This is a genomic window from Arthrobacter sp. Alg241-R88, from assembly GCF_900537115.1.
Lineage (GTDB): Bacteria > Actinomycetota > Actinomycetes > Actinomycetales > Micrococcaceae > Arthrobacter.
Genome location: NZ_UNRG01000018.1, coordinates 1 through 22,483 on the forward strand (window position 1 = coordinate 1; position 22,483 = coordinate 22,483).

Below are 22,483 nucleotides of genomic sequence, written 5' to 3' on the forward strand. Positions count from 1 at the left end.
GCCGCACCCTGCGCCAACGCGCCAAGGCGAACCTTGAGCACGGCGGGATCTGGGTCGCGGACACGAACACTCATCGCGGTTGGCCGCGCATCGCACCCGATGAGCAGGTCGTCACCGACGCGGGCATCGACAAGGCGAAGGCGTGGGCTCCCGCTGGTCGCAAGGTCGTGGTCACCGACCGGCGGACGATCCGACTGTCGATCGATGGACACGACGCGCACGGAGCGCGCATCAGATGGGTCCGCCCGTGATCCGCCTGCCCGCCACCGGCATGAACCACAGCCTCAACGTCGCCTGGTTCGCCATCCGCTGCCTCGCCTTCGCACTTACCCACCGCCGCCGCTACCGCTAGGAGAAACACATGTACGCCAACAAGGCCGTCCTCGCCTTCGTCTTCACCTTCGTCGCCGCCCTGCTCGCACAGGTGCAGGACAAGACCGAGTTCTCCGACCTGTCGGTGCTCCAGTGGGTCACCGCCATCCTGTCGGCCGTCGTCACCGCTGGCGCCGTCTACGTCATCCCCAACCAGCCGAAGGGGTTGTGACATGGTCGTCGCACGCCTCTACGGCTCCGTTCCCGCCAAGCTGGCGAACAAGGAAATTGACTGGGACACCGACACGATCAAGGTCGCTCTCTGCACCTCGTCGTACACCCCGTCGCAGGACACCCACGACTACTTCAACGACATCACGAACGAGGTCACCGGCACCGGCTACACCGCTGGTGGTGCGACCCTCACGGGCAAGACGGTCAACTACACCGCAGGCACCAACACGACCGCGTTCGACGCGGCTGACGTGACGTGGGCGACCAGCACCATCACCGCCCGGTACGCGATCGTGTACGTCGACACGGCCGGCGCGAGCACCACGGACCCGCTGATCGCCTACATCGACTTCGAGGCCGACGTGTCCTCAACAGCCGGGCCGTTCGCGTTGACGTGGGACGCCGCTGGAGTCTTCACCGCAACGGTCGCCTGATCGTCCGATGAGCCCCATCGAGATCCAGGGCACTCGCCGACGTGGGCCGGGGATCCCCGACCCGGCCGACTGGCAGACCGCCTTCGACTCTCGGGACATGCGGGGCACCCAACCCGACCGCGACACTGCCGAACCCGTCGGCGCCATCCGGGCGTGGTACGAGGCGAACACCGGCCACGACGCCTCGCTGACCTACGAGGCGACCACGGCAACGAACGGGTCGACGGGGCTCAGCACGTCGTGGCTCAACGCCCGCCTCGGGAACGGTCGTGTGTCGTTCGCCGATGGTCGGTGGCTGGTGGAGCGGTACATCTTCCCCGGCCAGGTTCGCTTCCAGACCAACAACATCACTTTGCGGAACAGCCAGCTCATCAACGCTGGCGGCGCCGAGTACGGCTTGCAGGGTCGCAGCCTTGATGGCAACCCGACCGGGATCGTCGTCGAGCATTGCACCCTCAACGGCAACTACGACGACGACTTCGCGTCCGCTGCCATCAACTTCAACATTGCGAGCGAGCCCAACCAGATCACGATCCGCAACTGCGACATCTACGGCTACCGTGCCGGGCTCTACTGCTTCGCCGGCACGACCGTCGAATACAACTGGGTCCACGACCTGAACTTCACCATCGACCCCGTGAGCGGCGACCGCAGCCACAACACGCCCGCGTCGATCCGCGGCGGGAACACCACCGTTCGCCGCAACCTCCTCACCGACGGCAACTCCTCGGCCACGAGCTGCTACCCCGAACACAGCACCTTCACGGGCGTCCTCATCGAGGAGAACTGTTTTCGGCTGCAAGCCTCCGACGACGGTGTTGAAGTGCTCCACGCGATGGACCGTCCGTTCTCCATCCGGCAGCCGGGCGAGACGCGGGTCTTGCGCGGCAACTTGTTCTATCGCGGCGGCAACCGTGGCGAGGGTGGCGGCATCACGGACGGTGTGCGGGCGAGCATGAGCGAGATCAGCGGCAACTTCGACCGCATGGGAGAGGCTGTGACCTGATGGCGATTGCGTTCGGGGCCATCGGCGCCAAGACCATCGCGGGCACCACTACGTGTGCGATCGCTTATCCCGCTTCGGTGGGTGCTGGTGACCTGCTCATCGCGGGCCGTGACGTCTACCACGCCTCGAGCATCGTGGGTGTCGACGAGGCGGGCTGGACTGCGGCGGGGTCGCTGCGGGCTGGGGACGCACCCAACGCGGCCGACGACCACAGCAGCCTTGTCAAGGCCGACTACTTGGTCGCTGCGGGCGGCGAGACCGGCACCGTCACCTTCGACCAGTCCGGCACCATCAGTGGTGTCGTCGGTGTCATGGCCCGCTACACCAAGAGCGCTGGCGCGACTTGGGATGTGGCGTTCGAGGTCGCCGGGGATACCTCCCACGCTGCGGACCGTTCCGTCACCCTGTCGTCGGCGCACACGGTCGAGGTTGGTGACTGGTTGGTCGCCCTGGTGCCGGTCGACACCGATGTCGCGCTGACGATCACCGCGCCGACGTTCACTGGCACCGCGACCTTCGGGACCGTCAACCGCCGCACGTCCGGCGCGGGCGCGACCACGGGCCTCGACGGCAACCTCGAGTGGTTCGACGTCGAGGTCACGGGCGACGGCACCTGTGCCGGCTTCACGATGACCACGGCCACGCTCCAGTGCGGCCCTGTCGACATCCTGCGTCTGCGGGAGATCGGCGGAGGATCTGGCGCGGACGTCACCGCCGTTCCCGCAACAGCCACCGCGGACGCTCCCCTGCCTGCCGTGTCGGCCGGCGCCACGATCGCAGCAGTCGCGGTGCTCGTCACGGCGGCGGCTCTCGCTCCGACCGTGTCCGCGGGCAGCAACGTCGACGCGGTCGCCCCCACTACGTCCAGCTCGGCTGCGGCTCCGGTGGTTTCGGGTGCGACCACTGTCACGGGCGGCGGGCCGGCGGCGGCGACCATGCAGGCTCACGCGCCGGTTGTCACGGGCGGTGGCTCTGGTTCGGGTTCGGTTACTGCTGTCCCTGCCACGTGCTCTGCCGCCGCGTTGCCGCCCGTCGTCAGTAGCGGTGCCACCGTGGCTGCTGTCGTCGCAGCAGCGACCACCGTGGCCCCCGCTCCCACGGTGTCGGTCGGATCCTCCGTGGCTACCGTCCCGGCCACCGCAAGCACCCTGGCCCTACCCCCCACGGTCTCCGGCGGATCCACTGTCGCCGCCAATGTCACCGCAGTCCGCGCCACAGCGACCGCGACCGCCCTCGCCCCCACCGTCACCGGAGGCACCGGAAGCGACCTACACGACACCGACGTCGTCATCAGCCTCGCCCCACGCTCCACCACCGCACACCTCGCCGACCGTGCCACCACGGCCACCCTCGGACCACGCCGCACAACCGCAACCCTGGAGGGCAAGTGACCGACTGGCAGATCCCCCGCGAAACGACCGAGTGGATCGGCCCGGTGGACGTCACGCCTGCCGACGAAACGCTCGAGCTCGCCATCCTCCCGACGACGCGCAGGCCGAAGGAAGAGGACTGGCAGACCCCGCTCGTCCTTGACGGCAAGCCTGGTCTGTTGCTGACCACTCCGGCGGCGGGTGATTACGCGTATTGGGCGCGGGTCACGAGTAGTCCTGAGGTTGTTGTCGTCCAAGCGTTCGCGTCCATCCGCGTCTCTTAGGGCCGCCATTCCTCGCGGTAGTCGGGGTGGTCGGCATAGACGCTGGCGAGGTGACGCAGGACGCCCGGACCGAACCCGTTGGTCCCGAGGCGCTCAACTCGCCCCCACTCCTCCACGATCCGCCGCTTGGCCTCACACTCAGCCAGCACGCGGTCGGGGTCAATGTGCACGCCAGAGCGGTGCCCTTCGACCTCATCCACGGCAAGGCGATACCCAAGGTCGTACCCGGTCCCAATAGCAGCCTCAGCCACCTTCTCGTCGTCGGCGATCCGGGCGAGCAGGAAGTCGGCGATGTCGCTCATTGTCCCGCCTCCCGCTCGTGGCGGCAGCATTCTGCGTACCGGCCGCAGGAACAAATCGGAGGCACGTAGTTGCCTAGGTCGAACGGTCCCATGTTGTCAGCCGCGATGGTTGCCATCACTTCCCCGCCTCCCGCTTCCACCGCTGCAACGTGTTGGTGCTGAGGCCGGTCAGCCGCGCGACCTCGCGATACGAGGACTTGCCGATCATCTCCACAGCAATGACCCGCAACCACATGGCAGCCTCACTGGCCTCGTCTTGTGCTTCACACAAGCGCACCTGATCTTCATGGGACAGCCGTCCCCTTTGTGTCACCTGCATAGTCTGACTGTATCAGTAATCGCCACGGTTCTGTAGCGAATCCCGACACGCGCAACACTAGGAGTCTTCGTGGCCCACGTCATCCTCGGCGAGCACGCCGACAAGCTCACCGTCCGCCTCACCCTCAACGACGGCGCAGACCTCGTCGCGACCCTCACCGACACGACCGGCACCGAAATCGACTGGCCCGACACCCCCACCCTCGAGTTCCAGTCCACCCGCGACCGAGACGCCGACGTGCAGTCGTTTGCTGCCACCGTCGACGGATCCACCGCCACATGGGCGCTCACCGACACCGACGTCGACACCATCGCCGCAGACTCCCCCGGCCCCTACGGACGCCCCGAAACCTCCGCACGCATCACCCTCCCCGACGACAGCGACGGGAAGGTCCTCAACGCGGGCAAGGTCGACTGGCGCACCGACTGGGAAGCCGGCGACCGGAAGCAGCGGGTGACGTTCACGCTGCCCGGAGGCTCGCCCGGACCCACCGGACCCGCCGGACCCCAGGGGCCGCCGGGAGAGGGCGGCAACTCGTCGCTGACCGTCGTCAACGGCGGCACCGTCGACCTCGACGAAACCGAAGCTGACGGGTTCCTCATCGGCTACAAGGTGACCGCCACCACCACCATCGAAGGTGTGTCGTTCCCCGCCGGCTCCTACATCTTCGAGCGCGACTCTACCGTCGGTGCCGGGTGGACGTACCGAACCGTCGCCGCAGGAACCGAGATCGGCGACGACCCCGAGCCCCCCGCCGACACCCTCACCAGCGTCATCACCGCCCTCGAGCCCGGCCACTACTGGCCCCTCGAAGCCGACCTGACCCCCGCCACCGGGGGCGTAGCGCTGACCAACATCGGCTCCGTCACGTTCACCGACGAGATGGCCGAGTTCAACGGATCCACCCAACGGCTCGAGGCAGCCGCACCCCTCCCCCACAACGGAGCCACCGCCCTGTCGTTCGTCGCCAAGATCAGACTCACCTCCGACCTCGCCGCCTCAGCGAACTACGGCGTGTTCTCCAACCCCTACTCGACCTCGATGGGCATCTACGACACCTACCACTGGGCGTTCGAGAACATCGGCGTCGTCAACGGCGGCGCCATCTGGACCGCCGGGGAGCACATCATCGGCTGGACGTGGGACGGCACCAACATGCGCCTCTACCGCGACGGCGTCCTCGACGCCACCCGAGCCAAGGCAACCCCCTGGCCCGACGTGTCAGCCGGCGACAAGTTCACCATCGCCGGCCGCGCCGGATCCTCCACCTTCACCGGAGCCGTCGCACACATGGCCGCATGGAAGGACGTCGTCCTCACCGACGCCGACATGCTCGCCATCGCCGAAGTGGCCGGTGTCGCGTGAGCCTTCTCGCGCTACTAGCAACCACGGGCGCACAACCCCTCCCGACCCGACCCGACACCCTCGACGGGCCGCTCACCCAGCGGCTCGTCGCGTGGGGTCGCGTGTCGCACCACAAAAGCACCGGACCCGTCACATCCACCACCAGCCACATCGCGCCCGTCGAAGCAGACGGGATCGTCCTCCACTGGGGCAACGTCGCCGGCGACCACACACCCCCCTACGCCGCGAACAGTTCACCCATCACCGTCACCGCCTCAATCACCACCAGCTCCGGCAGCCACAACGTCACCTGGGCCGGGCAGCCGAACGTCACCATCGCAGGCGGATCCCTCGCCACCTCCGACCCCATCGGCTGGGTTGTCGCGGGCGGCACCGTCTCCGTCACAGCCACCGTCACCAGCAGCGGCAACGTCCCCACAATGGAGGGCTACAGCGACGGCACAGGCGCCTACCTCGTCGGGCCGCTCGCCATCACCGGAGGCACCCCCACCCCCGACACCACCGACCGGTGGCTGTTCCTCGGCAACTCCGTCAGCGAAGGCGTCGGCGACACCCTCCACGGACGCTCAGGCCAAGACGGAACCGGCGGCTACCCCGAACGGCTCGCCACCAAAGCCGACGTCGCCTACCTCAACGCCGCCGCCTCCGGTGAACGACTCGGGCAACTCCCCGCCGCATGGGCTGCACGAGTGGGCGACACCCTCGCCGAACACTGCTCCCACGCCCTCATCGCCTACATCGTCAACGACATCCAGGTCTACACCGCCACCGAGCTCGCCGACACCCACGCCGAATACTGGGGCACCCTCACCGCGACCGTCCCCAACGTTTACGCCGTCACCTGTCTGCCCCGCACCGGAACCGACGGCACCACCATCGCAGCAGGAGCCACCGAACGGCAGGCATGGAACGCGTGGCTGCGCGACGGAGCCCCCGCCTACTATCAGGCGATGTTCAGCCGCTGGCAGGGCCGACCGACTGGCGACGCCTCGGCCGACACCCTGCGGATCGGGGAAACCGGCGACGGACGCACCCACCCGCTGGCTGGGATCCTCGACGCGGCCGCGGTGGTAGCTGGGACGAACCCCGACCATTGGAAGCCGGGCTACACCTCCGACGGCGTCCACCCGAACACCACCGGGCACGCTGCGATCGCTACGGCGCTCAACCTGCCCTGACCTGCTCCATTCCACGGCCCCCGGTCGTCCTCACCCGAGGGCGGTCGGGGGCTTCCGTGCGTTGTCGGTGGCTAGGCGTACCACAGCGTCTCGCAGTAGAGGCACAGGTGTCCTGCGTGCGTCCCGTCAGGGTTCTCGACGGGGATGGTGTGGGCGGGCGCGTAGTCGGCGGTGTCGCAGATGCAAGTCGTCATACCTACTACACGACAGACCGACCCCGGTTCCGTTCCACGTTCTCCAAAAGAAGTGGAGAATCTTCGTGGGCAGGGCAGACGCCCTGGAGTCGGTAGCACTCATCGCACTCCGAGATGCCACGCAACCCGTAAGCGTCATGCACTCCCTGCTGCACCGACCACATGACGTCCTGCCACGTCGTCGAGAACACAAGGTCGCGGTGGTGGCCCTCGCGCAAGTGGGGAGCTTCGTCCCAGATGCGCTCACCGATCGCCTGCATGATCTGTTCGTAGGTCGGGTCGTTGCTTACTTGCCCGCCGACTTCCATCCTTCTTGCGTGTGACTTACAACTGGAACTGGGTTCGCTCATCGCCCCGCCTCCTCGTCGTCAAGCCAACGGCATCCCGGAGCCAGGGGATAGTGGCGAACGATGCGGCGGGCTCGCTCGCGCGTGACGGTCGGGATGCGCTTCTCTCGACCCGAGCACACGTCGAGAAGGAACTGGAGCGCGTCATCTAGCGAGCGCGCCTCTTCGTGCGGGAGGCTCATGGTTGCCCCTATCGGAAGGTGTGTTGCCAACCAGTGTACGCCCCATTGTGTGTAGTTCGGTGTGTCATCGTCGGATTAGGCACATCGATCTTGGCCGATATTCGCAGGTAGATCGCGTAGGGCGGGTGGGGCTCGAACCCACGACCCAAGGATTATGAGTCCCATTCTGGTGTAGAATTGCGAGCGTGGATCGGCAAGAAACCGCAGGTCAGGGGCCGTTCTGCTAGCACCAGCAATACAGTGCAATGCGGTGGAATAGTATGTAGTCCAGTGTGTCACCCCAGCCAGAGGGAGCCAGTCGTCATGCCAAGGAAGCCCGCCGAGCCTGTCGCCGATCGCATCAAGCGGCGCGTGACGATCGATCCCGAGACTGGTTGCTGGTTGTGGCAGGGTGCCATCGCCACGGCTACCGGCTACGGCCGCATGGCAATCAACAACGGCCGCTTCGGTGGCGAGCGGGTGATGACCCACCGCATGTCCTACGAGACTTTCGTTGGCCCGATCCCCGCCGGCATGGTCATCGACCACCTATGCCGCGTCCGTTCCTGCTGCAACCCTGACCACCTCGAGCCGGTTACACAGGCCGAGAACCTCCGTCGTGGAGAGGGTGTCCCCAGCAACGCTTTCCGCGAAGCCACACACTGCATCCACGGCCACGAGTTCACGCCCGAGAACACCTACCGGACCGATAAGGGCCGCTACTGCCGCGCTTGTCGCCGACGCCGCAACCAGGAGTCCGCCGCTCGCAAGAAGGCTCGGGCGTGACCCAGCGACGCAGCAAGGGCGAGGGCGGCATCACCCAACGCCACGACCACCCATCCTGCCCCCCACGCACCAACGGCACCCGACCAGAACACCGATGCCGCGGACGGTGGCAAGCAACCCTCGACGTCATCATCGACGGCCGCCGGAAACGGAAGACGATCTACGCCCCCACTAAGGCTGAGGCACGCGTCAAACTCGCCAAAGCACTGAGGGAACGAGACTCCGGCGCGCTCGTCATGCAAACCATCACCGTCGAAGCGTGGACGACAGCCTGGCTCGAGCGGAAGAGCAGGCCACCGAAGCCACTCAAGCCGCAAACCATGCGCTCCTACCGCTCCAAGACCGCCCGCTACATCGTGCCCATGATCGGCCGCCGGAAGCTCACCGACCTCCGCGCCGAACACATCGAAGCCATGTACGACCAGATGCGCGACGACGGACTAGCCGAAGCAACCATCCGGCAAACCCACGCCATCCTCGCCCGCGCCCTCAAGGACGCTGTGCGGGTCGACAAGCTGTCCTACAACCCGATCGACAAGACCAACCCGCCCGGCACCGACAAGGCCGTCCGCGAACAGTTCACCGTCGACCAAGCCCGGCGCGTGCTCCGTGCTGCCGGTGACGACGCCCGCTGGTGGCTCGCACTGTTCTACGGCGTGAGGCAAGGGGAAGTCCTCGGCCTCGACTGGGCGCGCGTCGACCTCGACACAGGCGTGCTGTACGTCGCCGAAACGCTACAGACCGGCGAGGACGGGCGACTGTTCCTCGGCGCCCCGAAGACCGACGCCTCCCAACGCATCGTGCCCATGCTCCCCCAGATCGCGAACCGGCTTCGGCTGCTCTGGGAATCCGAAGGCGAGCCGACCGCAGGGCTCGTATTCCACCGTGGCGGCAAGCCACTCCAGCCCAAACGCGACTGGCAGGCGTGGCGCGACCTCATCATGCGGGCCAATGATGAAGATCATCCCGTGCCCGTCATCGCACTCCACGCCGCCCGCAACTCCGCCGCATCCGTCATGGAAGCCGCCGGCATCCCCGACCGGCTCGTCATGCAGATCCTCGGCCAGTCGCAGGTCAGCACCACCCACCGCTACCAGCGCGCCGACGTCGAACGGATGCGCACCGCCCTGGAGTCCGCCGGCCGCCTCCTCGAGCTCGACTAGCGCATCTGACGCACCGAATGAGGGCCAGGCGACGCGTCCCGGCCCAGCTCGAACGCAGACCGCATGAACCGGGCCTGCTTCTTGAACATGTAGCGGATGCTCACGGTCGCTGCCGCCGCCGAGATAGCCAAGCCGTGCGCCATCAAGCCGAGAGCGATTGCCAGGTAGTCCGTCGGGCCGCCCACCACCGCTGCGGCCGTGCCGGCGAAGATCAGCAGGAACGCCAAGGCCCACAGGCCGTACGCCGCCAAACAAGTGATGCTGATGGTTCTGTCGTGCATTCCGATGCCCCCTAGGTGTCCCCGGCAGGAGGTCTCTACCGAGAAGGTGCTGATGCTGACACGCGGCACCGACACCCTTAGAAGGGTTCAACGAGCCAGCTTGCCCAGTGTGACGGTCTAGACCGCCTTCTTGTTGCCAAATGCACGGAATCCACCCGAGCGGGTAAAGGACGCCCGGACCCGCGGTGCGGATCCGGGCGTATCTTTGTCTCTGCCGCCGCTCGACTCTGGGTTCTCTAGGCCACCTGTCGAGCGGCGGCGCATGGAGGGGGCACAGCGTCCGTCATCAGCCGGCCCCCCTCTCCCGCTTCTCGGCCGGAAGCTCCGGCAAGTCGTCACGCCATCCGGCGTCATACAGGGCGACCTCAAGCACGTAGTCGTCATAGGGAAGACCCACGAAGGCAGCCAGGGCGCGCAGGGTGTCGGCATCGGGAAGCTCCCGAATCCCCCGCTTGCGCCACGAGCTGAGCGTCTGAGGTGCGATGCCGATGGCACGCGCAATCGAGGCATCGGACGGACGACCGTGGGTGTCACGGTAGTCGTCGATGATCCGGACCAGTTCGCTCATGGCTTCACTCTCCAGCCAGGCCGTCGGGCCGCGCAACAACCCCGGATTTGTGCTGTCCACCGGGGATCGGCCCTGAAGTGAATATTGGTGTCCACCAGATCATGCCGCACACAATGCCACCAAAGCCGCTACCTGCATAAATACACGGCGGTAGTTAGTTGACAGGTGTCCACCACCTGATGCAGAATCATCCGCAGGTACTTGACACCACGAACTCAGGGAGCAGAGGATGAGGGCTACAAGGAAGCGCTGGCCGAAGGGCACATGGATGCGACTCAAGAACGGCAAGCTCCTGCGAGAGCTGATGAACACGAAGAACGTCTCCAACGCAGAGGTGGGCCTAGCGGCCGGCGTGGGGCGCACCTTCATCTCAGCCCTCGTCAACGAACGCCGGACCTCATGCCGGCCCCAGGTCGCCGAAGCGATCGCGAAGCGACTGGACGTACCCCTCGAGGTCATTTTCGACCCCCGACCATCCGCAGGTAGCGGACAGAACATGAAGGCGAGTGCCGCATGACCGACATCGACCCGATCTTCGTCAGCGTCAAGGAAGCGGCCCGGATGCTCGGGCTCTCGCCTTGGGCGATCTACCAGAAGCTCGACCAGCAGGTCATCGAGTCTCGCTACGACGGGCGTAAGCGCCTCGTGGTCGTCGCCTCGCTGCGTGAGTACGCGGCCAACCTGCCGGCGACCGCACCGAAGGCGGAGGCGTCGTGAACCGCGTCTACAACACCATCGGCCGGGTCGTCACCTGGGCGATCTGGGTTCCGGTGGACCGCACGGTTTGCCGTTTCGCGGAGCTGACCGACAGCGACCGCACCCACTGACGCCGGTCGGTGCGCCGGCCCCTCCAGCGCACCGATCGGCACACCATCCGAGAACAGGGAGCCAGCGCCACTTCGACCCGGCGTGCTGGCCCCCCGAACAGAAAGAAGTATCCCATGATTCGTCACTCCGGTTACACCATCCACCACGGCCACGACCCCCTCGCCGACCTTGATGTCCTTGTCACGACGTGGGCTGACGGCGCGCAGGAGGTTGCGTTCCGACCAGGCCGTGACCGCACCGACCTCCGTTGGGGTGCGCCTGTGCGTGTCGAGCTGGTTCCGGCGTGGGTGGTGGCGTGATGCCCGCGTCCCTGTTTAGCCGCCGTCGTGGGTTCGTGACGTTCTACCGGATGGGGGGCGCGCTGTGATCGCCGCTGCTGCCGTCCTGACCGTCGCGGCCCTGGTCATCGTCGCGTGTGCCCTGTTCAACGCCTACGCCCGCCGCAACGTCGCCTCGCATGTGACGGCTGCGATCGGCCCGCGTGTCCCTGTGCCGCGACCGGACATCGAGGCAGGGATCGCCGCGATGGACCGACTGGGACGGAGCCAGAACCGGTGAGCGCCGACGACCGACCAACGCGCCGGCTGACCTCGTTGCAGCCGCTCCATGACGCCCTGTGCCTCGAGTTTGCCCGCCGCGAGCTCGACGACGACGCCAAGTTGGCCGAGACCGTCGGGAGGTGGGCGACGTGAGTGAGCGATCCGCCGAGAATGACGTAGATCGTATCTACCGCCGTGACCTCCGGGGCCTCGACGCGAATGGCATCCGTTGCGAGGCGTGCGGCAGACACATGCACGACCACGAGTGGGCCGACCTGGATCTCAATGGGTTCGTCGTGTCCTGTGTCTTTTCCCCCGGAGCGAGCGCATGATCCGCCGCTGCTCGCACCCCCACTGCCGAACCAGCCTCGACGAATACCCGACCGAGTGCCCCCACTCGCTCCCGTTCTGCGACGCCTGCACGTGGGAAGAGGCTTGTTCGGAGTGCGCGGCGGTGGCGGCATGAGCGACCTGACCATCGACCTCAACGCCGCACTCGCCACCGCCATCGCGAGGGTCCGCGCCATCCAGGGCGAACCCCCCGGCCGGCCCACAACAACCTGCCGCTGCGGCGAACAAGACACCCGAGGCCAGGATCCGGCACCCGTCGCGGACCTCCGCGACGCCGACGTCACCGTCGAACGATCCGCCGCCGTCCGCGACTGCCACGCCTGCCCCCACGGCATCTACGTCGGGCAAATGTGCATCGCCCACACACCCATCCGTCCGTCCACACGACGCGACTACTACCACCCAGAATGCACGAGGCTCTGATGACAGACCCCGAGAAGCACCCGAACCTCCAGGCGGCGTTGTCCGCTTTCCAAGCCGAGATGCCCACCGTCGCCAAGACGAAGCGCGCCAACGTCGGCCAGTACTCCTACTCCTACGCCGACCTCGCTGATGTCACCGAGGCGGCAGCCCCGATCCTCAGCAAGCACGGCCTCGCCTTCGCCGGCTCCTCCCGCCACGTCGAGGGCGGACGCTACGAGGTCGTCGGCATCCTGTCGCACGAGTCCGGCAACGAGCGCGAAGGCGCCCTGCCGATCTCCGGTGGCACCCCGCAGCAGATCGGGTCCGCGATCACCTACATGCGCCGCTACCTGTTCGGCGTGATGACCGGGCTCGTGACCGACGGCGACGACGACGGCGAGCTCGCGTCGACGCAGCTCGAGCAGAAGCGCGAACGCCGCAGGGCGACCGCCGAGAAGCCGATGACCGCCAAGACGCGCGGCCAGCTCTTCGCCCTCTTCGGGCAGAAGGGCATCGCCGAGGCCGACCAACTCGCCGGGGTCAACCACATCAACGGCACCGACCACACCTCACGCACCGAGATCACCGAGGCCGAAGCGGTCGCTGCGATCGCCGTGCTCAAGACCCGACCAGACGCGGAGGTTCCCGCATGACCACCCCCTGCCACCACCTGTCGTGCAACAAGCCCGCCGACATCAAGGTCGGCGACAACGTGCTCCTCTGCGCGCACCACTACCTTCAGGCCAGCGCGTGACCGGCCCGGTGCTCATCGGCGCCGCATGCATCGTGGGGCTGATCCTCGGGGTCGCAGCCGGATGGAGGCGAGCATGAGTACGCCGACGACACCCGAAGTCCTCGCCGGCCTCCAGCGATCCCGTGAAGCCGACCAAGCCGCACGCTGGGCAAGGCTGCTCGGAGGTGCGCGATGAAGCTCGCGATCGCAGACCCGCCCTACCTCGGCCGCGCAGCCCGCTGGTACGGCGACAAGGCACACACCCTAGGTCCGCACGCCCACGCAGCCGACAACCACCCCAATGCGGCCGAATGGGATGAACCCGCCCGCCACCGCCAGCTGCTCGAAGAGCTAGAGGGTGGTTACGACGGTTACGCAATCGCCTGCCCGCCGTCCGGGATCGACGCATACCGGCCGCTCCCTCCGTCTGCTCGCGTCATGGTCTGGGTGAAGCCCAACGCCATGCCCTCCTCGGGGCGGCTGCACAACAAATGGGAAGCCGTAGTCGTGCGGATTCCCGATGGCCGATGGACCGCCCGAGGTGGCGTCGGCGTCACTCCCGACGTGCTTATTGCCCCGAAGCGAAACGACGGCTTCGCGGGCAAGAAGCCTGCCGAGTGGACGCGATGGGTGTTGGACGCCCTGAGTTACGACCCGGAGGTCGACACCGTCGACGACCTGTTCGCCGGATCTGGCGCGGTTGCAGCTGCGCTCGCTCAGGGGGTCCTCCTGTGACCTCCATCCCGCTCCCCTTCGAGCTGCCGCCGCTCACCAAAAACCAGGTTCGTCGCCTTCACCACCACAAGGAAGCGAAGATCCGTCGCCAGTCGATGGAAGCAACCCGGTGGGCCATCCGGGCAGCGAAGGTCCAGCCCCTCGAACAGGCCGTCGTCATATTGCATTGGCGTGTTCCCAACCGGCACCGACGCGACGGTGATGGCGCACAGCCGACCCTCTCGTTCTGCCTCGACGCGCTGGTCCTCGAGGGCGTGCTGCCTGACGACTCGTGGAAATTCGTCGCCCATTCCGGCGTGACCGTTCACCCGCCGATCCCTGGACAGCCCGGCGCTCTCTGGCTGTCCATCAACGACCCGACCGATCTCAAGGAATCCGCATGATGAATGACGAGCTCCGCGACCTCATCGAGGCCCGACCAACCCCGACCCGCGAGCAGTACGAGGCGGCTGAGGCGTGTTTGCGTCGGCTTGCCCCTGACCTGCTCGACATGGTGATCGGCGGTGTCGCATGAGCGGCTACAAAACTATCGTCGCCGACCCTCCGTGGCCGTCGATGCACCAGCGCAGCACGTACCACCGAGGCAAGCCGGAGCGCCACTACAACACGATGCCCATCGAGGACATCTGCGACCTTCCGGTGAGCGACTGGGCCGACGTCGACGCGCACCTGTGGCTGTGGGGCGTCAACCGGCTCATGGAGGACGCCTACAAGGTGGTCCGCGCATGGGGCTTCACGCCGATGTCGGTCCTGACGTGGTGCAAGCCCGGTCCCGGGATGGGCTACTACCTCCGAACGAACACCGAGCACTGCATCTTCGCCACTCGCGGCAAGCCGATGGTGCCCGACACGAAGGCGATGTCGTCGTGGTACGAGTGGCCTCGCCTTCGCCACTCACAGAAGCCCGACGAGTTCTTCGACATCGTCGAGACGGTGTCGCCCGCGCCACGCTTAGAGCTGTTCGCGCGGAACTACCGCGAGGGCTGGGACTCATACGGCGACGAGGCACCCCGTCGCTCGGACGTGAGCCGCTTTCTGGACGAGGGCGGTGTCGCATGAGCGAGCGCCACACCGACCACACCAAAGACGCCGCCATCCACGACTACCTCACCACCGGCGACCCCTACTCCGTCGTCGACGGCCGCCACGGAATCAGCCGGTCCGCCCTCCACGCCTGGGTCAACCCCGACGGCGTCAAGAAACGGAAGCCGAAGACGTGGGGCGCAGACGAGGTCGCACTAACGGGCGGCCACTGGACCCCCAAGGGCGGCATCAGCGTGTGGCAGCCCTGCTTCTACGCGTCCGTCGACGCCTGCGACATCAACCACCGCAACTCAGCCGCGTGATCAACCCATCCGGCAATGGATGGCTCGCGTCCTGCGAGCCCTGCCGCTGGGAGTTCTACAGCACCAGACGACCCACTGCCGACAAGGCAGCCCACGAACACCGCAAGACCAACCACAAGGAGAACCAGTAATGCTCCCCTCGATCACCATCGACGGCCGACTCGTCGCCGACCCCGAGCTCCGCTTCACGACGGGCGGCAAGGCTGTCTGCTCCATGCGAGTCGCCGCTTCCGACAGCAAGAAGGACGCCAACGAGCAGTGGCAGACCACCGAGCAGATCTTCATCGGCGTCTCGCTCTGGGAGGCCGAGGGCGAGGCTGCGGCGGAGGCGTTCCGGAAGGGCGACCAGGTGCTCGTCACCGGCCGCATCTTCCAGCGCGAGTACGAGGCCAGCAACGGCGAGAAGCGGACATCGCTCGAGCTCAAGTTCCCGACCGTCGCGAAGAAGGTCAGAGCGCCGCGGGGTGAGCGTTCCGCAATCCGATCCGCGCCCCCGGTCAACGACCCGTGGGGCAGCGTGCCGGCGCGGAACGACGAGCCTCCGTTCTGATCCGATGCCGACACGTCAAGGCCCACTGGTCATCCCTGTGGAAGCACCCTTCCCGCTGTCGGCGAGTGCCTGTTCAATGGATCACAAGACACCGACAAACAGTCGGCCCGGCGGGAGTTGCAGCTCCGCACCGGGCCTCGCCGACCAGAAAGACACCGACCGACTCATGGACATTGTGCACGCGCGCACCGACAGCGCGCCACCCCGACCATCGTTCTGCCCCAAGTGCAGCCTGCCGGCCACCAATACGCCAACCCCCCGAACGGTCAACGGCGATCCGGCCGGAATCGTCACTGCCTACTACGTGTGCCCCCGGGAACACATCTGGGCCGTCCGCTGGGACGAGGCCGCGTAGTGGCCAAGATTCGCGGCATCAAGCCGGAGACGTGGACCGACGACAAGTTCGTCCAGCTCTCCCCTCTCGCCCGCCTGCTCTTCATCGGCATGTGGAACCTCGCCTGCGACAACGGGCATGTCGAAGACAACGCCGTCCAGCTCAAGATCCGCCTCCTCCCGATGGACCCTTGCACTGTTCCTGCACTGGTCGACGAGATGGTCCTCACCGGCCAGGTTGAGCGGCATGAGGGATACTTGAAGGTCATCAAGCTCGCTGAGCACCAGCACATCGACATGCGGTGGTTGAGCATCTGCGAGTGGTGCGAACACGACGAGCACTCGGCGTACAAGCCCACCCAGAAGAAGCCCCGCAAGGCGAGTGCTCCTAGTGCGCTCGACGAGCAACCCGCGAGCACACCGCGAGCGCTCGACGCTGATGGTGATGTTGATGGTGAGTTGAAGGTGAGTGGAAGTGACGCGGCGCCCGGCGTCACTTCCACGAAGAAGAAGGCCGCCAGTCGCAAGCGACCGGCCACACCACTACCTTCGGATTGGCAGCCGACCGAGCAGCACTGGGAAAAGCGCCACGACGCCATCGATGTCGAGCGCGAGGCCACAAAGTTCCGACTCCACGCCGAAGCCAACGACCGCCGCCAAGTGAGCTGGAATGCCGCCTTCTCGCAGTGGCTCCTCAATGCCCGGCCGGACCCCCGCTCCACCAAGCCGAGGAACCTCCCGAACGTCCACGACCTCGAGCGCCCGCCCGATGGCCTCTCTCCTGACGAGTACGCCCAATGGGAGTACGAGCGGCGCCAGAAGCGGGGGCGAGCATGAACGACGAAATGCCCACCGCGAACGACGCAGAGGTCTCACTGCTCGGCGCGTGCATGTCTGGATTCCCCGACATCGACGACATCGACCTAGAGTCGTCCGACTTCTACCAGCGCATCAACGGCGACATCTGGGCCGCGATTCGACGAGTACATGCGACCGGAGCTCAGCCCGATGCCGTGAGCGTCCGGCTGGCCTTGACCAACCCGCCGCCCAGCTTCAACCCGGTGCGCCTGTTCGAGATGACGCAACTCGTTCCCGTTGTTGCCCGGGCGCCCTTCTATGCCGAGCAGGTTGCCGCCGCATCGGGTCGACGACGACTCATGGAGGCTTCGGTAGCACTGTCGGAAATCGCGAACGAGGTCGGCGACATCGACGAGCAGCGCGAGATGGCTCGCCAAGCCGTCGACGACGCGACCCGGGGACGCTCAACCTCCAAGGCCCGCACCATCGCCGACATCCTGCCGAGCGTCATAGACACCGCGCAGAACGGGCGCACGGCACTCCTCGGATCCGGGTGGCCGGATGTCGACCGGCTTATCGGCGGTCTCGGCCCGGGTCGTCTCGTCGTGGTCGGCGCCCGCCCAGGCGTCGGCAAGTCGGTCATGGGCACCAACCTTGCGCTGCACTTCGCGCACCACCACGAGCACGCGGTCCTCCTGGCGTCGCTCGAGATGCCCGAGGACGAGGTCGGGCAAAGGCTTCTCGCGGCCTTCGCCGACGCCAACCTCTCGAGCCTTCAGGACGGCACGACCGACGAGCGGACGTGGCAGAAGATCGCCGAACGTCACGCCGCTCTCGACGCGCTGCCCATCCACATCGACGACACGGCCGGGCAGACCGTCACGCACATCCGGAAGAAGGCCCGCGATGTTCAGCGCACCCGCGACGACCTCGCGTTGATCGTCGTCGACTACCTCCAGCTCGTGCGGCCGGCGGACGATCGCAAGTCGTCGAACCGTGCGGAACAGGTCGGGCAGATCAGTCGAGATCTGAAGCTACTCGCCCGCGAGACGGGTGCGTGCGTTGTCGCGATGGCGCAGGTGAACCGAGAGGGAACCAAGCATCAGGACGGCAAGCCTCGGATGACCGACCTCAGGGAGTCGGGATCCATCGAGGCCGACGCCGACCAGGTGATCCTCCTGCACCAGCCGGACGACGAGATACCCGAGATCGAAGTGCTGGTCGACAAGAACCGTCATGGACCCAAGGGAGTAGCCAACCTGCAGATGCAGGGGTTCTACGCCCGCCTCGCCTCGGTCTCGCGCCACTACGGAAGGGAGCTGGCATGACCTGGTACTCGACATGGCCCAGCAACGGGAAACCCGCCTACAGGGAGCATCCCACCGAAGCGCAAGCCGAAGCCCACGCAAAGTTCATCGTCGACAGCAAAACCGCCCTGTACGCCACCGCATTCGAAGCCAACCAACCGGAGATGAGCGCATGAGCAACCTGTTGTGGATCGGCGACCCGGGCGCCCGCGATGCGCCCAACGAGATGCGCGCCACCTACGTCGGACCCGCCAAGGCGTTTTGCCCCTGCGACACGGACAACCCGCAGGACTGCAAGCCCGAGGAGTGGCGGCCTGCCCACTCGCCGCGACCACCCTGTGAGCGATGCGGCGCGCCGCTCTACGGACACCAAGGCAACTACTGCCGCCGCCCGACGCCCTGGGCTCCGCGCGTCGACACGAACTGGATCTGGCACTCGCTGATTGAGCGCACGCCTTGGACGCCCCAAGCGGTCGACGTCATGCGCAAGGCCCTCGCCAACTACTACGCCGCGACCCCCGACCGCCCCTCTGCCAAGGAGCAGCCATGACCACCAGCCCCTCGCATCTCGACATTCACGACCACATCGAACAACTCGTGGAACACCACACCCACCGGGAGCCCTACTCCTACCGCAACGGACAACAGCTCGCGATCTTCACCCACCTCACGATGGTTCCGCCGCTCATCGACCAACTCGACGAAGCCAACGCCACCACCAAAGGCGACGTATCAGGCGGCGCCGGCTACAGCAGTCGACCAGCGGCGTCCATCGAATCCATCGACACCCTCATGTTCATCGACGACGAAGCCGCACGGTGGGTCCGCCGCCTCGGTGAGGACGACCCCAGCGACACCAAAGCCTGCATCCGACGCGTCCACGCCCTCCACGCCAGCCAGGACGCCGCCACCAAGGCCGACATCGAACGCGCCGTGAAGCGGTGGTGGTCGCAGGCCCGGATCACCAGTGGCTGGGACTCCCCGGCGTGGCGACCAGACAACACGTGCCCTGTCTGCGAGGTCCGCCGGTCGCTGCGGATCAAGCTCGCCGACCAGATGGCGCACTGTGTCGAGTGCCGCAGCCTCTGGCTTCCGGAGGAGATCGGGTTGCTGGCCGACTGGATCCGCCTCGAAAACGCCGAAGACGAAGAAACGACCGAAGAGGAAGCATCATGAGTGACCCCGGGAGGAACGACGCGCTTCGCGATCTCCGCGACCGACTGGCGCGCGCGAACAACACGCTGCTCGACATGAAGCACCAGACCGAACGCATCACCGGCAAGGCCGAAGGCGTCAGGCTCGCGCTGTCCTACCTCGACGATGCGTTGCGGACCAGCCCCGGAACCTGTTGGTGCGACGGACCCGACTGCGGCCAGATTCCCTGTGTCGAGGAAGTAGGACGGGCCTGATACACCCGATTGGAGCAAAACACCAGAGTTGACTTGCGAACAGACTAGGCGTATGAGCGCGAGGTGTGCTAGGCTCCTGTGTTGACGGGAGGAGTGTCTCCCGATCAAGAAGCCCCGAGACTGCCAACGCGGTCTGGGGCTTCTTGCATGTGCAGACCCCGCCCTGGGACGACACCTCGCTCACGACGCCCCCGCGTCACGGCCACGGCCGAATAGCCACCACGTCCAGACGAGTCGGGTACGCACTTCCACCGGGAGGTCTAGATGCAAGCCACGGTCCAGATCTCTCCAGACGGCATGGTCATCGCCAACCTCGACAGCGACGACTACGACGATGACGAAGACGCCCGCGCGCTGCTGAACCTGCGGGCCGACGACATGCTCGACCAGTGCGCCCGTGTCGCTATCGACGCGTGGTTCGAGATCCGCTCTCGGGAAGACACCGAGGACGGCGAATGAGCATGGTTGGCGAGAACGGCCCCCCGCTTGAGGGTTGGACACTTCCGCCTCGTTGCTGCGGCAACTGGTGTGAGGGCGCGTCCTGCGAGCTTTGCGGGCGACATAAGCGTGACATCCCCGCGAACATCGGGCTCGGCGAGAACTGAGCCCTCCGAACCACATCAACCGTCGCCCGGATACCGAGTCGGTGCTGCCACCGTCTGCCGTTTGATCGGCGTCGCTTCGGGGTCGGTTGATGTTCAGCACCACCCAGTCTCGGTCACACCCCGCCGCAAGGCGCGTCCCCGGAGGTCCCTCCGTGTCAAAGATCGCCCACAAGATCGCCACATCCCCAGCACCCGACACCGTTCGGACCCGCCGCGGACCCGCGAACGCCTGCTACCCCCTCTACGGCGAGGGAGACCTTGCCGACTGGGAAGCCGTCGAGAACCTACGCATCGGCCCACCCAAGCTGGAATGGCGCGACGTCCAGGCCCACATCGACGGGCTCCTCGACGTCGCCCAGCCGCTGCCGCTGGAGAAGTTCCGCTACCACTGGCGCCGCCGCTGCTACTGCTGGCCCGAGGACCTGCGCCGATGAGTGAACTCGCGCAACGCCTCGCCGCCGCTCCCCCGGCGAAGCTCCAGAACGCCCACAACGTTCTCATCTACGACATCGAACGAGTCCCCGGCCGCGCGATCCACAAGCACCGCGGACTCACCATCGAAGGCGACTTCTGGGACCTCAACTCCTGGAAGCACACCCTCGGCTACCGGCTCCCCGCCGACTCCGTCATCGAGTGGCCCCGCACCATCTGCGCCGCCTGGCGTTGGTACGGAAAGCCCAAGGTCCACTTCGCTGCCGAATGGCAGGCAGGCGGCCACGAGGGGATGCTGCGGAAGTTGTGGGACGCCCACAACAAGGCGCAGATCACCATCGGGCACAACATCAAGGGCTTCGACGAGCGGAAGCTGCTGTCCGACTGGCTGCTGTACGGCATGCCCCGTCCCGCACCTTCCAAGCCGTTCGACACGCTCACCGAGGCCCGCAAGCTCGGGTTCGAGTCCAACACCCTCGCCAGCCTCACCGACCGCCTCGGCATCGAGACGAAGACCGACAAGTACGACGTCGTGACCGCTCGTGCTGCGTGTGCCGGCGACAGGGCTGCGCAGAAGAAGTTGCGGCTCTACAACGAGGGCGACATCGATGCCTCGACCGCGCTGTACGACCGGCTGCGTCACTACTCGTCGTCGCACCCGCACAGCATGGTCGGCACCGCGAACGACCGGCCCACGTGCCACGCGTGCTGGGGTGACAACCTCGAGCGTACGGGCACCAAGTTGGCGACGCTGCTGACGTACGTCCTGTACCGCTGCCGTGATTGTGGCGCGAACGTGCAGGGCGCATGGCACGCACGGGTTGCTGTCACCAGGGGCGCCCGATGACCTGCAAGCACGAGTACGCGTCCGTCAGCCCGACCGGCACCAGCGTCTTCGCTCTCATCTGCGAACACTGCCACCAGCCCGACCCCGAGTGGCTGGCACATGTGGTTGTGGTCGGTCGGGGGCACGGCGAGGGCTGCAAGTTCTGCGCGCACACCAAGCCGAGCCACGTCGCACGGCCGCCGCACCCCGACACGATGGCCGGCCGATGAGTGACGACGACCGCCTCGCCGACTACCTCCAACGCATGGACAACCCCGAACACGCCCGCACGCTGAGCGACGGATGCACCGGCTGCGGACACTCGCTCGTCTTCTGCCGCTGCAACCGATACATGGACCTCGGACCATGCTGCTCTTCCTGCTCCGGCCACTAACCATGCTGTGGCTCATACTCGCCCACCTCCTCCGCGCACAACCCAACTCCGTGACGGAGGCCGCGATGACGACGACCGTTGACCCCGTCGAGACCGTCACGCGCGACGAGCTACTGACCGCACTGCACAACATGAACGCCACAGCCAAGGCGATCAGCAGGCGCGGCCACGTCGGCCTCCAGTCCGACGAATACAAGCGGCGCCACGCTGACCTCGACATCCTGCTCGACGCACTGTCCGAGGCATGAGCCAGCGCAACGGACGGACCAGGCGCGAGCGAGCTAACGCAGACAACCTCAAGGCCCAACGCAAACAACCCTGCGCCAGGTGTGGACAGCAGATCGACTACACGCTGCCCGTCGATGACCCGCAAGCCTTCATCGCCGGTCACATCAAAGCCTGGATAGACCACCCCCATCTCCGCGAGGACCCCTCCAACCTTCAGCCCGAGCACGCCAAATGCGGCAAGTCCGCAGGCGCCGACGCGGGCCAGACGAACGTTGGACTCACCTCGCGTCAGTGGTGAGGGGTGGGGGTGCCGGAATCTCTGAGGCCAGCACGCCCGGACCATTCCCCCGGTAGCGATTCATC

Annotated in this window: 41 protein-coding genes; 35 read left to right on the forward strand and 6 right to left on the reverse strand. The window is 66.5% G+C overall.

The features are described from left to right. The 6 genes from G6R19_RS19835 to G6R19_RS19860 all read left to right on the forward strand — a co-directional run. A partial coding sequence (locus G6R19_RS19835; RefSeq protein WP_205484687.1) for a hypothetical protein occupies positions 1 to 251 on the forward strand: 251 nt, incomplete at its 5' end. A 110-nt stretch (positions 252 to 361) separates the two neighbouring features. Further along, positions 362 to 544, forward strand: a complete 183-nt coding sequence (locus tag G6R19_RS19840) for a hypothetical protein (RefSeq protein WP_163168060.1) — start codon at positions 362 to 364, stop codon at positions 542 to 544. 1 nt (position 545) lies between these two features. Next, the gene (locus tag G6R19_RS19845; protein ID WP_163168061.1) at positions 546 to 980 is read left to right on the forward strand and encodes a hypothetical protein; all 435 of its coding nucleotides are present in this window, start codon (positions 546 to 548) and stop codon (positions 978 to 980) included. Between the two features lie 7 nt (positions 981 to 987). Then, complete coding sequence (locus G6R19_RS19850) at positions 988 to 1,986, forward strand: hypothetical protein (RefSeq protein WP_163168062.1); 999 nt, start codon at positions 988 to 990, stop codon at positions 1,984 to 1,986. Further along, positions 1,986 to 3,377, forward strand: a complete 1,392-nt coding sequence (locus G6R19_RS19855) for a hypothetical protein (protein ID WP_163168063.1) — start codon at positions 1,986 to 1,988, stop codon at positions 3,375 to 3,377. Before G6R19_RS19850 ends, G6R19_RS19855 begins: the two co-directional genes overlap by 1 nt. After that, a complete protein-coding gene (locus tag G6R19_RS19860; RefSeq protein WP_163168064.1) occupies positions 3,374 to 3,640 on the forward strand; it encodes a hypothetical protein in 267 nt (88 codons plus the stop codon). Before G6R19_RS19855 ends, G6R19_RS19860 begins: the two co-directional genes overlap by 4 nt. Here the strand turns inward: G6R19_RS19860 and G6R19_RS19865 are convergent. Both G6R19_RS19865 and G6R19_RS19870 read right to left on the reverse strand, forming a co-directional pair. Then, positions 3,637 to 3,972 carry a DUF6221 family protein gene (locus tag G6R19_RS19865; protein ID WP_163168065.1) on the reverse strand — a complete coding sequence of 112 codons (336 nt, stop codon included), beginning with the start codon at positions 3,970 to 3,972 and terminating at the stop codon, positions 3,637 to 3,639. The genes G6R19_RS19860 and G6R19_RS19865 overlap by 4 nt on opposite strands. A gap of 85 nt (positions 3,973 to 4,057) precedes the next feature. Then, complete coding sequence (locus G6R19_RS19870; RefSeq protein WP_163168066.1) at positions 4,058 to 4,261, reverse strand: hypothetical protein; 204 nt, start codon at positions 4,259 to 4,261, stop codon at positions 4,058 to 4,060. Between the two features lie 69 nt (positions 4,262 to 4,330). Between G6R19_RS19870 and G6R19_RS19875 the strand changes: the two genes are divergently transcribed. Together G6R19_RS19875 and G6R19_RS19880 are read left to right on the forward strand one after the other, a co-directional pair. Further along, the gene (locus tag G6R19_RS19875; RefSeq protein WP_163168067.1) at positions 4,331 to 5,626 is read left to right on the forward strand and encodes a LamG domain-containing protein; all 1,296 of its coding nucleotides are present in this window, start codon (positions 4,331 to 4,333) and stop codon (positions 5,624 to 5,626) included. Positions 5,627 to 5,727: 101 nt separating this feature from the next. Next, the gene (locus G6R19_RS19880) at positions 5,728 to 6,804 is read left to right on the forward strand and encodes an SGNH/GDSL hydrolase family protein (protein WP_163168068.1); all 1,077 of its coding nucleotides are present in this window, start codon (positions 5,728 to 5,730) and stop codon (positions 6,802 to 6,804) included. A gap of 71 nt (positions 6,805 to 6,875) precedes the next feature. On the opposite strand, the gene G6R19_RS20560 is transcribed toward G6R19_RS19880, so the two are convergent. Next, positions 6,876 to 6,998 carry a hypothetical protein gene (locus G6R19_RS20560; RefSeq protein ID WP_275898082.1) on the reverse strand — a complete coding sequence of 41 codons (123 nt, stop codon included), beginning with the start codon at positions 6,996 to 6,998 and terminating at the stop codon, positions 6,876 to 6,878. A 5-nt stretch (positions 6,999 to 7,003) separates the two neighbouring features. Next, positions 7,004 to 7,348, reverse strand: coding sequence for a hypothetical protein (locus tag G6R19_RS19885; protein WP_163168069.1), 345 nt, complete (start codon positions 7,346 to 7,348; stop codon positions 7,004 to 7,006). 482 nt (positions 7,349 to 7,830) lie between these two features. On the opposite strand from G6R19_RS19885, the gene G6R19_RS19890 reads away from it, so the two are divergent. Continuing rightward, positions 7,831 to 8,292, forward strand: coding sequence for an HNH endonuclease signature motif containing protein (locus tag G6R19_RS19890; RefSeq protein WP_205484689.1), 462 nt, complete (start codon positions 7,831 to 7,833; stop codon positions 8,290 to 8,292). Next, positions 8,289 to 9,455, forward strand: coding sequence for a site-specific integrase (locus G6R19_RS19895; RefSeq protein WP_163168070.1), 1,167 nt, complete (start codon positions 8,289 to 8,291; stop codon positions 9,453 to 9,455). Before G6R19_RS19890 ends, G6R19_RS19895 begins: the two co-directional genes overlap by 4 nt. On the opposite strand, the gene G6R19_RS19900 is transcribed toward G6R19_RS19895, so the two are convergent. Both G6R19_RS19900 and G6R19_RS19905 read right to left on the reverse strand, forming a co-directional pair. Continuing rightward, positions 9,452 to 9,736 carry a hypothetical protein gene (locus G6R19_RS19900; RefSeq protein ID WP_163168071.1) on the reverse strand — a complete coding sequence of 95 codons (285 nt, stop codon included), beginning with the start codon at positions 9,734 to 9,736 and terminating at the stop codon, positions 9,452 to 9,454. The genes G6R19_RS19895 and G6R19_RS19900 overlap by 4 nt on opposite strands. Positions 9,737 to 10,022: 286 nt before the next feature. Then, on the reverse strand, positions 10,023 to 10,304 hold the full coding sequence (locus G6R19_RS19905; RefSeq protein ID WP_163168072.1) for a helix-turn-helix transcriptional regulator: 282 nt from the start codon (positions 10,302 to 10,304) through the stop codon (positions 10,023 to 10,025). 268 nt (positions 10,305 to 10,572) lie between these two features. Here G6R19_RS19905 and G6R19_RS19910 point away from each other — a divergent pair, with 268 nt between their 5' ends. The 25 genes from G6R19_RS19910 to G6R19_RS20020 all read left to right on the forward strand — a co-directional run bounded on the left by G6R19_RS19910 (position 10,573) and on the right by G6R19_RS20020 (position 22,418). Beyond that, complete coding sequence (locus G6R19_RS19910) at positions 10,573 to 10,821, forward strand: helix-turn-helix transcriptional regulator (protein WP_163168073.1); 249 nt, start codon at positions 10,573 to 10,575, stop codon at positions 10,819 to 10,821. Then, complete coding sequence (locus G6R19_RS19915) at positions 10,818 to 11,021, forward strand: helix-turn-helix domain-containing protein (RefSeq protein ID WP_163168074.1); 204 nt, start codon at positions 10,818 to 10,820, stop codon at positions 11,019 to 11,021. Before G6R19_RS19910 ends, G6R19_RS19915 begins: the two co-directional genes overlap by 4 nt. 224 nt (positions 11,022 to 11,245) lie before the next feature. Continuing rightward, positions 11,246 to 11,431, forward strand: coding sequence for a hypothetical protein (locus G6R19_RS19920; RefSeq protein ID WP_163168075.1), 186 nt, complete (start codon positions 11,246 to 11,248; stop codon positions 11,429 to 11,431). Positions 11,432 to 11,495: 64 nt separating this feature from the next. Then, on the forward strand, positions 11,496 to 11,690 hold the full coding sequence (locus G6R19_RS19925) for a hypothetical protein (protein WP_163168076.1): 195 nt from the start codon (positions 11,496 to 11,498) through the stop codon (positions 11,688 to 11,690). 443 nt (positions 11,691 to 12,133) lie between these two features. Beyond that, the gene (locus G6R19_RS19930) at positions 12,134 to 12,445 is read left to right on the forward strand and encodes a hypothetical protein (protein WP_163168077.1); all 312 of its coding nucleotides are present in this window, start codon (positions 12,134 to 12,136) and stop codon (positions 12,443 to 12,445) included. Further along, entirely contained in the window at positions 12,445 to 13,077 is a 633-nt protein-coding gene (locus G6R19_RS19935) for an ERF family protein (protein WP_163168078.1), read from the forward strand. Before G6R19_RS19930 ends, G6R19_RS19935 begins: the two co-directional genes overlap by 1 nt. A gap of 272 nt (positions 13,078 to 13,349) precedes the next feature. After that, on the forward strand, positions 13,350 to 13,892 hold the full coding sequence (locus G6R19_RS19940) for a hypothetical protein (RefSeq protein WP_163168079.1): 543 nt from the start codon (positions 13,350 to 13,352) through the stop codon (positions 13,890 to 13,892). After that, positions 13,889 to 14,275 (forward strand): hypothetical protein, encoded by a 387-nt coding sequence (locus G6R19_RS19945; protein ID WP_163168080.1) that lies wholly within the window; start codon positions 13,889 to 13,891, stop codon positions 14,273 to 14,275. The genes G6R19_RS19940 and G6R19_RS19945 overlap by 4 nt, the downstream gene beginning before the upstream one ends. Next, positions 14,272 to 14,406: a hypothetical protein gene (locus G6R19_RS20565; protein WP_275898083.1), complete on the forward strand. Its 135-nt coding sequence runs from the start codon at positions 14,272 to 14,274 to the stop codon at positions 14,404 to 14,406. The genes G6R19_RS19945 and G6R19_RS20565 overlap by 4 nt, the downstream gene beginning before the upstream one ends. Continuing rightward, positions 14,403 to 14,951 (forward strand): MT-A70 family methyltransferase, encoded by a 549-nt coding sequence (locus tag G6R19_RS19950; RefSeq protein ID WP_163168081.1) that lies wholly within the window; start codon positions 14,403 to 14,405, stop codon positions 14,949 to 14,951. Before G6R19_RS20565 ends, G6R19_RS19950 begins: the two co-directional genes overlap by 4 nt. Continuing rightward, positions 14,948 to 15,238, forward strand: a complete 291-nt coding sequence (locus tag G6R19_RS19955) for a hypothetical protein (protein WP_163168082.1) — start codon at positions 14,948 to 14,950, stop codon at positions 15,236 to 15,238. The genes G6R19_RS19950 and G6R19_RS19955 overlap by 4 nt, the downstream gene beginning before the upstream one ends. After that, on the forward strand, positions 15,235 to 15,369 hold the full coding sequence (locus G6R19_RS20570; protein WP_275898084.1) for a hypothetical protein: 135 nt from the start codon (positions 15,235 to 15,237) through the stop codon (positions 15,367 to 15,369). The genes G6R19_RS19955 and G6R19_RS20570 overlap by 4 nt, the downstream gene beginning before the upstream one ends. Further along, positions 15,369 to 15,788, forward strand: a complete 420-nt coding sequence (gene ssb, locus G6R19_RS19960) for a single-stranded DNA-binding protein (protein WP_163168083.1) — start codon at positions 15,369 to 15,371, stop codon at positions 15,786 to 15,788. Before G6R19_RS20570 ends, ssb begins: the two co-directional genes overlap by 1 nt. 166 nt (positions 15,789 to 15,954) lie before the next feature. Then, positions 15,955 to 16,143 carry a hypothetical protein gene (locus G6R19_RS19965; protein WP_163168084.1) on the forward strand — a complete coding sequence of 63 codons (189 nt, stop codon included), beginning with the start codon at positions 15,955 to 15,957 and terminating at the stop codon, positions 16,141 to 16,143. Continuing rightward, positions 16,143 to 16,958, forward strand: coding sequence for a hypothetical protein (locus G6R19_RS19970; RefSeq protein ID WP_163168085.1), 816 nt, complete (start codon positions 16,143 to 16,145; stop codon positions 16,956 to 16,958). The genes G6R19_RS19965 and G6R19_RS19970 overlap by 1 nt, the downstream gene beginning before the upstream one ends. Next, positions 16,955 to 18,247: a DnaB-like helicase C-terminal domain-containing protein gene (locus tag G6R19_RS19975; RefSeq protein ID WP_163168086.1), complete on the forward strand. Its 1,293-nt coding sequence runs from the start codon at positions 16,955 to 16,957 to the stop codon at positions 18,245 to 18,247. The genes G6R19_RS19970 and G6R19_RS19975 overlap by 4 nt, the downstream gene beginning before the upstream one ends. Then, positions 18,244 to 18,402 carry a hypothetical protein gene (locus tag G6R19_RS19980; RefSeq protein WP_163168087.1) on the forward strand — a complete coding sequence of 53 codons (159 nt, stop codon included), beginning with the start codon at positions 18,244 to 18,246 and terminating at the stop codon, positions 18,400 to 18,402. Before G6R19_RS19975 ends, G6R19_RS19980 begins: the two co-directional genes overlap by 4 nt. Then, on the forward strand, positions 18,399 to 18,776 hold the full coding sequence (locus tag G6R19_RS19985) for a hypothetical protein (protein ID WP_163168088.1): 378 nt from the start codon (positions 18,399 to 18,401) through the stop codon (positions 18,774 to 18,776). The genes G6R19_RS19980 and G6R19_RS19985 overlap by 4 nt, the downstream gene beginning before the upstream one ends. Further along, a complete protein-coding gene (locus G6R19_RS19990; RefSeq protein WP_163168089.1) occupies positions 18,773 to 19,402 on the forward strand; it encodes a hypothetical protein in 630 nt (209 codons plus the stop codon). The genes G6R19_RS19985 and G6R19_RS19990 overlap by 4 nt, the downstream gene beginning before the upstream one ends. Beyond that, a complete protein-coding gene (locus tag G6R19_RS19995) occupies positions 19,399 to 19,635 on the forward strand; it encodes a hypothetical protein (RefSeq protein WP_163168090.1) in 237 nt (78 codons plus the stop codon). Before G6R19_RS19990 ends, G6R19_RS19995 begins: the two co-directional genes overlap by 4 nt. 264 nt (positions 19,636 to 19,899) lie before the next feature. Next, positions 19,900 to 20,094, forward strand: coding sequence for a hypothetical protein (locus G6R19_RS20000; protein WP_163168091.1), 195 nt, complete (start codon positions 19,900 to 19,902; stop codon positions 20,092 to 20,094). Positions 20,095 to 20,392: 298 nt separating this feature from the next. Continuing rightward, entirely contained in the window at positions 20,393 to 20,674 is a 282-nt protein-coding gene (locus G6R19_RS20005; protein ID WP_163168092.1) for a hypothetical protein, read from the forward strand. Next, entirely contained in the window at positions 20,671 to 21,519 is an 849-nt protein-coding gene (locus G6R19_RS20010) for a ribonuclease H-like domain-containing protein (protein WP_163168093.1), read from the forward strand. Before G6R19_RS20005 ends, G6R19_RS20010 begins: the two co-directional genes overlap by 4 nt. Positions 21,520 to 21,864: 345 nt before the next feature. Further along, positions 21,865 to 22,140: a hypothetical protein gene (locus tag G6R19_RS20015; RefSeq protein ID WP_163168094.1), complete on the forward strand. Its 276-nt coding sequence runs from the start codon at positions 21,865 to 21,867 to the stop codon at positions 22,138 to 22,140. Next, on the forward strand, positions 22,137 to 22,418 hold the full coding sequence (locus G6R19_RS20020) for an HNH endonuclease (RefSeq protein ID WP_163168095.1): 282 nt from the start codon (positions 22,137 to 22,139) through the stop codon (positions 22,416 to 22,418). Before G6R19_RS20015 ends, G6R19_RS20020 begins: the two co-directional genes overlap by 4 nt. Positions 22,419 to 22,483 lie beyond the last annotated feature (65 nt).

Coding starts and splice junctions, on each gene's coding strand:
- G6R19_RS19840 (WP_163168060.1), top strand. CDS start 362: ATGTACGCCAACAAGGCCGTCCTCGCCTTCGTCTTCACCTTCGTCGCC.
- G6R19_RS19845 (WP_163168061.1), top strand. CDS start 546: ATGGTCGTCGCACGCCTCTACGGCTCCGTTCCCGCCAAGCTGGCGAAC.
- G6R19_RS19850 (WP_163168062.1), top strand. CDS start 988: ATGAGCCCCATCGAGATCCAGGGCACTCGCCGACGTGGGCCGGGGATC.
- G6R19_RS19855 (WP_163168063.1), top strand. CDS start 1,986: ATGGCGATTGCGTTCGGGGCCATCGGCGCCAAGACCATCGCGGGCACC.
- G6R19_RS19865 (WP_163168065.1), bottom strand. CDS start 3,972: ATGCTGCCGCCACGAGCGGGAGGCGGGACAATGAGCGACATCGCCGAC.
- G6R19_RS19870 (WP_163168066.1), bottom strand. CDS start 4,261: ATGCAGGTGACACAAAGGGGACGGCTGTCCCATGAAGATCAGGTGCGC.
- G6R19_RS20560 (WP_275898082.1), bottom strand. CDS start 6,998: ATGACGACTTGCATCTGCGACACCGCCGACTACGCGCCCGCCCACACC.
- G6R19_RS19885 (WP_163168069.1), bottom strand. CDS start 7,348: ATGAGCGAACCCAGTTCCAGTTGTAAGTCACACGCAAGAAGGATGGAA.
- G6R19_RS19890 (WP_205484689.1), top strand. CDS start 7,831: ATGCCAAGGAAGCCCGCCGAGCCTGTCGCCGATCGCATCAAGCGGCGC.
- G6R19_RS19900 (WP_163168071.1), bottom strand. CDS start 9,736: ATGCACGACAGAACCATCAGCATCACTTGTTTGGCGGCGTACGGCCTG.
- G6R19_RS19905 (WP_163168072.1), bottom strand. CDS start 10,304: ATGAGCGAACTGGTCCGGATCATCGACGACTACCGTGACACCCACGGT.
- G6R19_RS19910 (WP_163168073.1), top strand. CDS start 10,573: ATGCGACTCAAGAACGGCAAGCTCCTGCGAGAGCTGATGAACACGAAG.
- G6R19_RS19915 (WP_163168074.1), top strand. CDS start 10,818: ATGACCGACATCGACCCGATCTTCGTCAGCGTCAAGGAAGCGGCCCGG.
- G6R19_RS19920 (WP_163168075.1), top strand. CDS start 11,246: ATGATTCGTCACTCCGGTTACACCATCCACCACGGCCACGACCCCCTC.
- G6R19_RS19930 (WP_163168077.1), top strand. CDS start 12,134: ATGAGCGACCTGACCATCGACCTCAACGCCGCACTCGCCACCGCCATC.
- G6R19_RS19935 (WP_163168078.1), top strand. CDS start 12,445: ATGACAGACCCCGAGAAGCACCCGAACCTCCAGGCGGCGTTGTCCGCT.
- G6R19_RS19940 (WP_163168079.1), top strand. CDS start 13,350: ATGAAGCTCGCGATCGCAGACCCGCCCTACCTCGGCCGCGCAGCCCGC.
- G6R19_RS20565 (WP_275898083.1), top strand. CDS start 14,272: ATGATGAATGACGAGCTCCGCGACCTCATCGAGGCCCGACCAACCCCG.
- G6R19_RS19950 (WP_163168081.1), top strand. CDS start 14,403: ATGAGCGGCTACAAAACTATCGTCGCCGACCCTCCGTGGCCGTCGATG.
- G6R19_RS19955 (WP_163168082.1), top strand. CDS start 14,948: ATGAGCGAGCGCCACACCGACCACACCAAAGACGCCGCCATCCACGAC.
- ssb (WP_163168083.1), top strand. CDS start 15,369: ATGCTCCCCTCGATCACCATCGACGGCCGACTCGTCGCCGACCCCGAG.
- G6R19_RS19965 (WP_163168084.1), top strand. CDS start 15,955: ATGGACATTGTGCACGCGCGCACCGACAGCGCGCCACCCCGACCATCG.
- G6R19_RS19975 (WP_163168086.1), top strand. CDS start 16,955: ATGAACGACGAAATGCCCACCGCGAACGACGCAGAGGTCTCACTGCTC.
- G6R19_RS19980 (WP_163168087.1), top strand. CDS start 18,244: ATGACCTGGTACTCGACATGGCCCAGCAACGGGAAACCCGCCTACAGG.
- G6R19_RS19985 (WP_163168088.1), top strand. CDS start 18,399: ATGAGCAACCTGTTGTGGATCGGCGACCCGGGCGCCCGCGATGCGCCC.
- G6R19_RS19990 (WP_163168089.1), top strand. CDS start 18,773: ATGACCACCAGCCCCTCGCATCTCGACATTCACGACCACATCGAACAA.
- G6R19_RS19995 (WP_163168090.1), top strand. CDS start 19,399: ATGAGTGACCCCGGGAGGAACGACGCGCTTCGCGATCTCCGCGACCGA.
- G6R19_RS20000 (WP_163168091.1), top strand. CDS start 19,900: ATGCAAGCCACGGTCCAGATCTCTCCAGACGGCATGGTCATCGCCAAC.
- G6R19_RS20010 (WP_163168093.1), top strand. CDS start 20,671: ATGAGTGAACTCGCGCAACGCCTCGCCGCCGCTCCCCCGGCGAAGCTC.
- G6R19_RS20015 (WP_163168094.1), top strand. CDS start 21,865: ATGCTGCTCTTCCTGCTCCGGCCACTAACCATGCTGTGGCTCATACTC.
- G6R19_RS20020 (WP_163168095.1), top strand. CDS start 22,137: ATGAGCCAGCGCAACGGACGGACCAGGCGCGAGCGAGCTAACGCAGAC.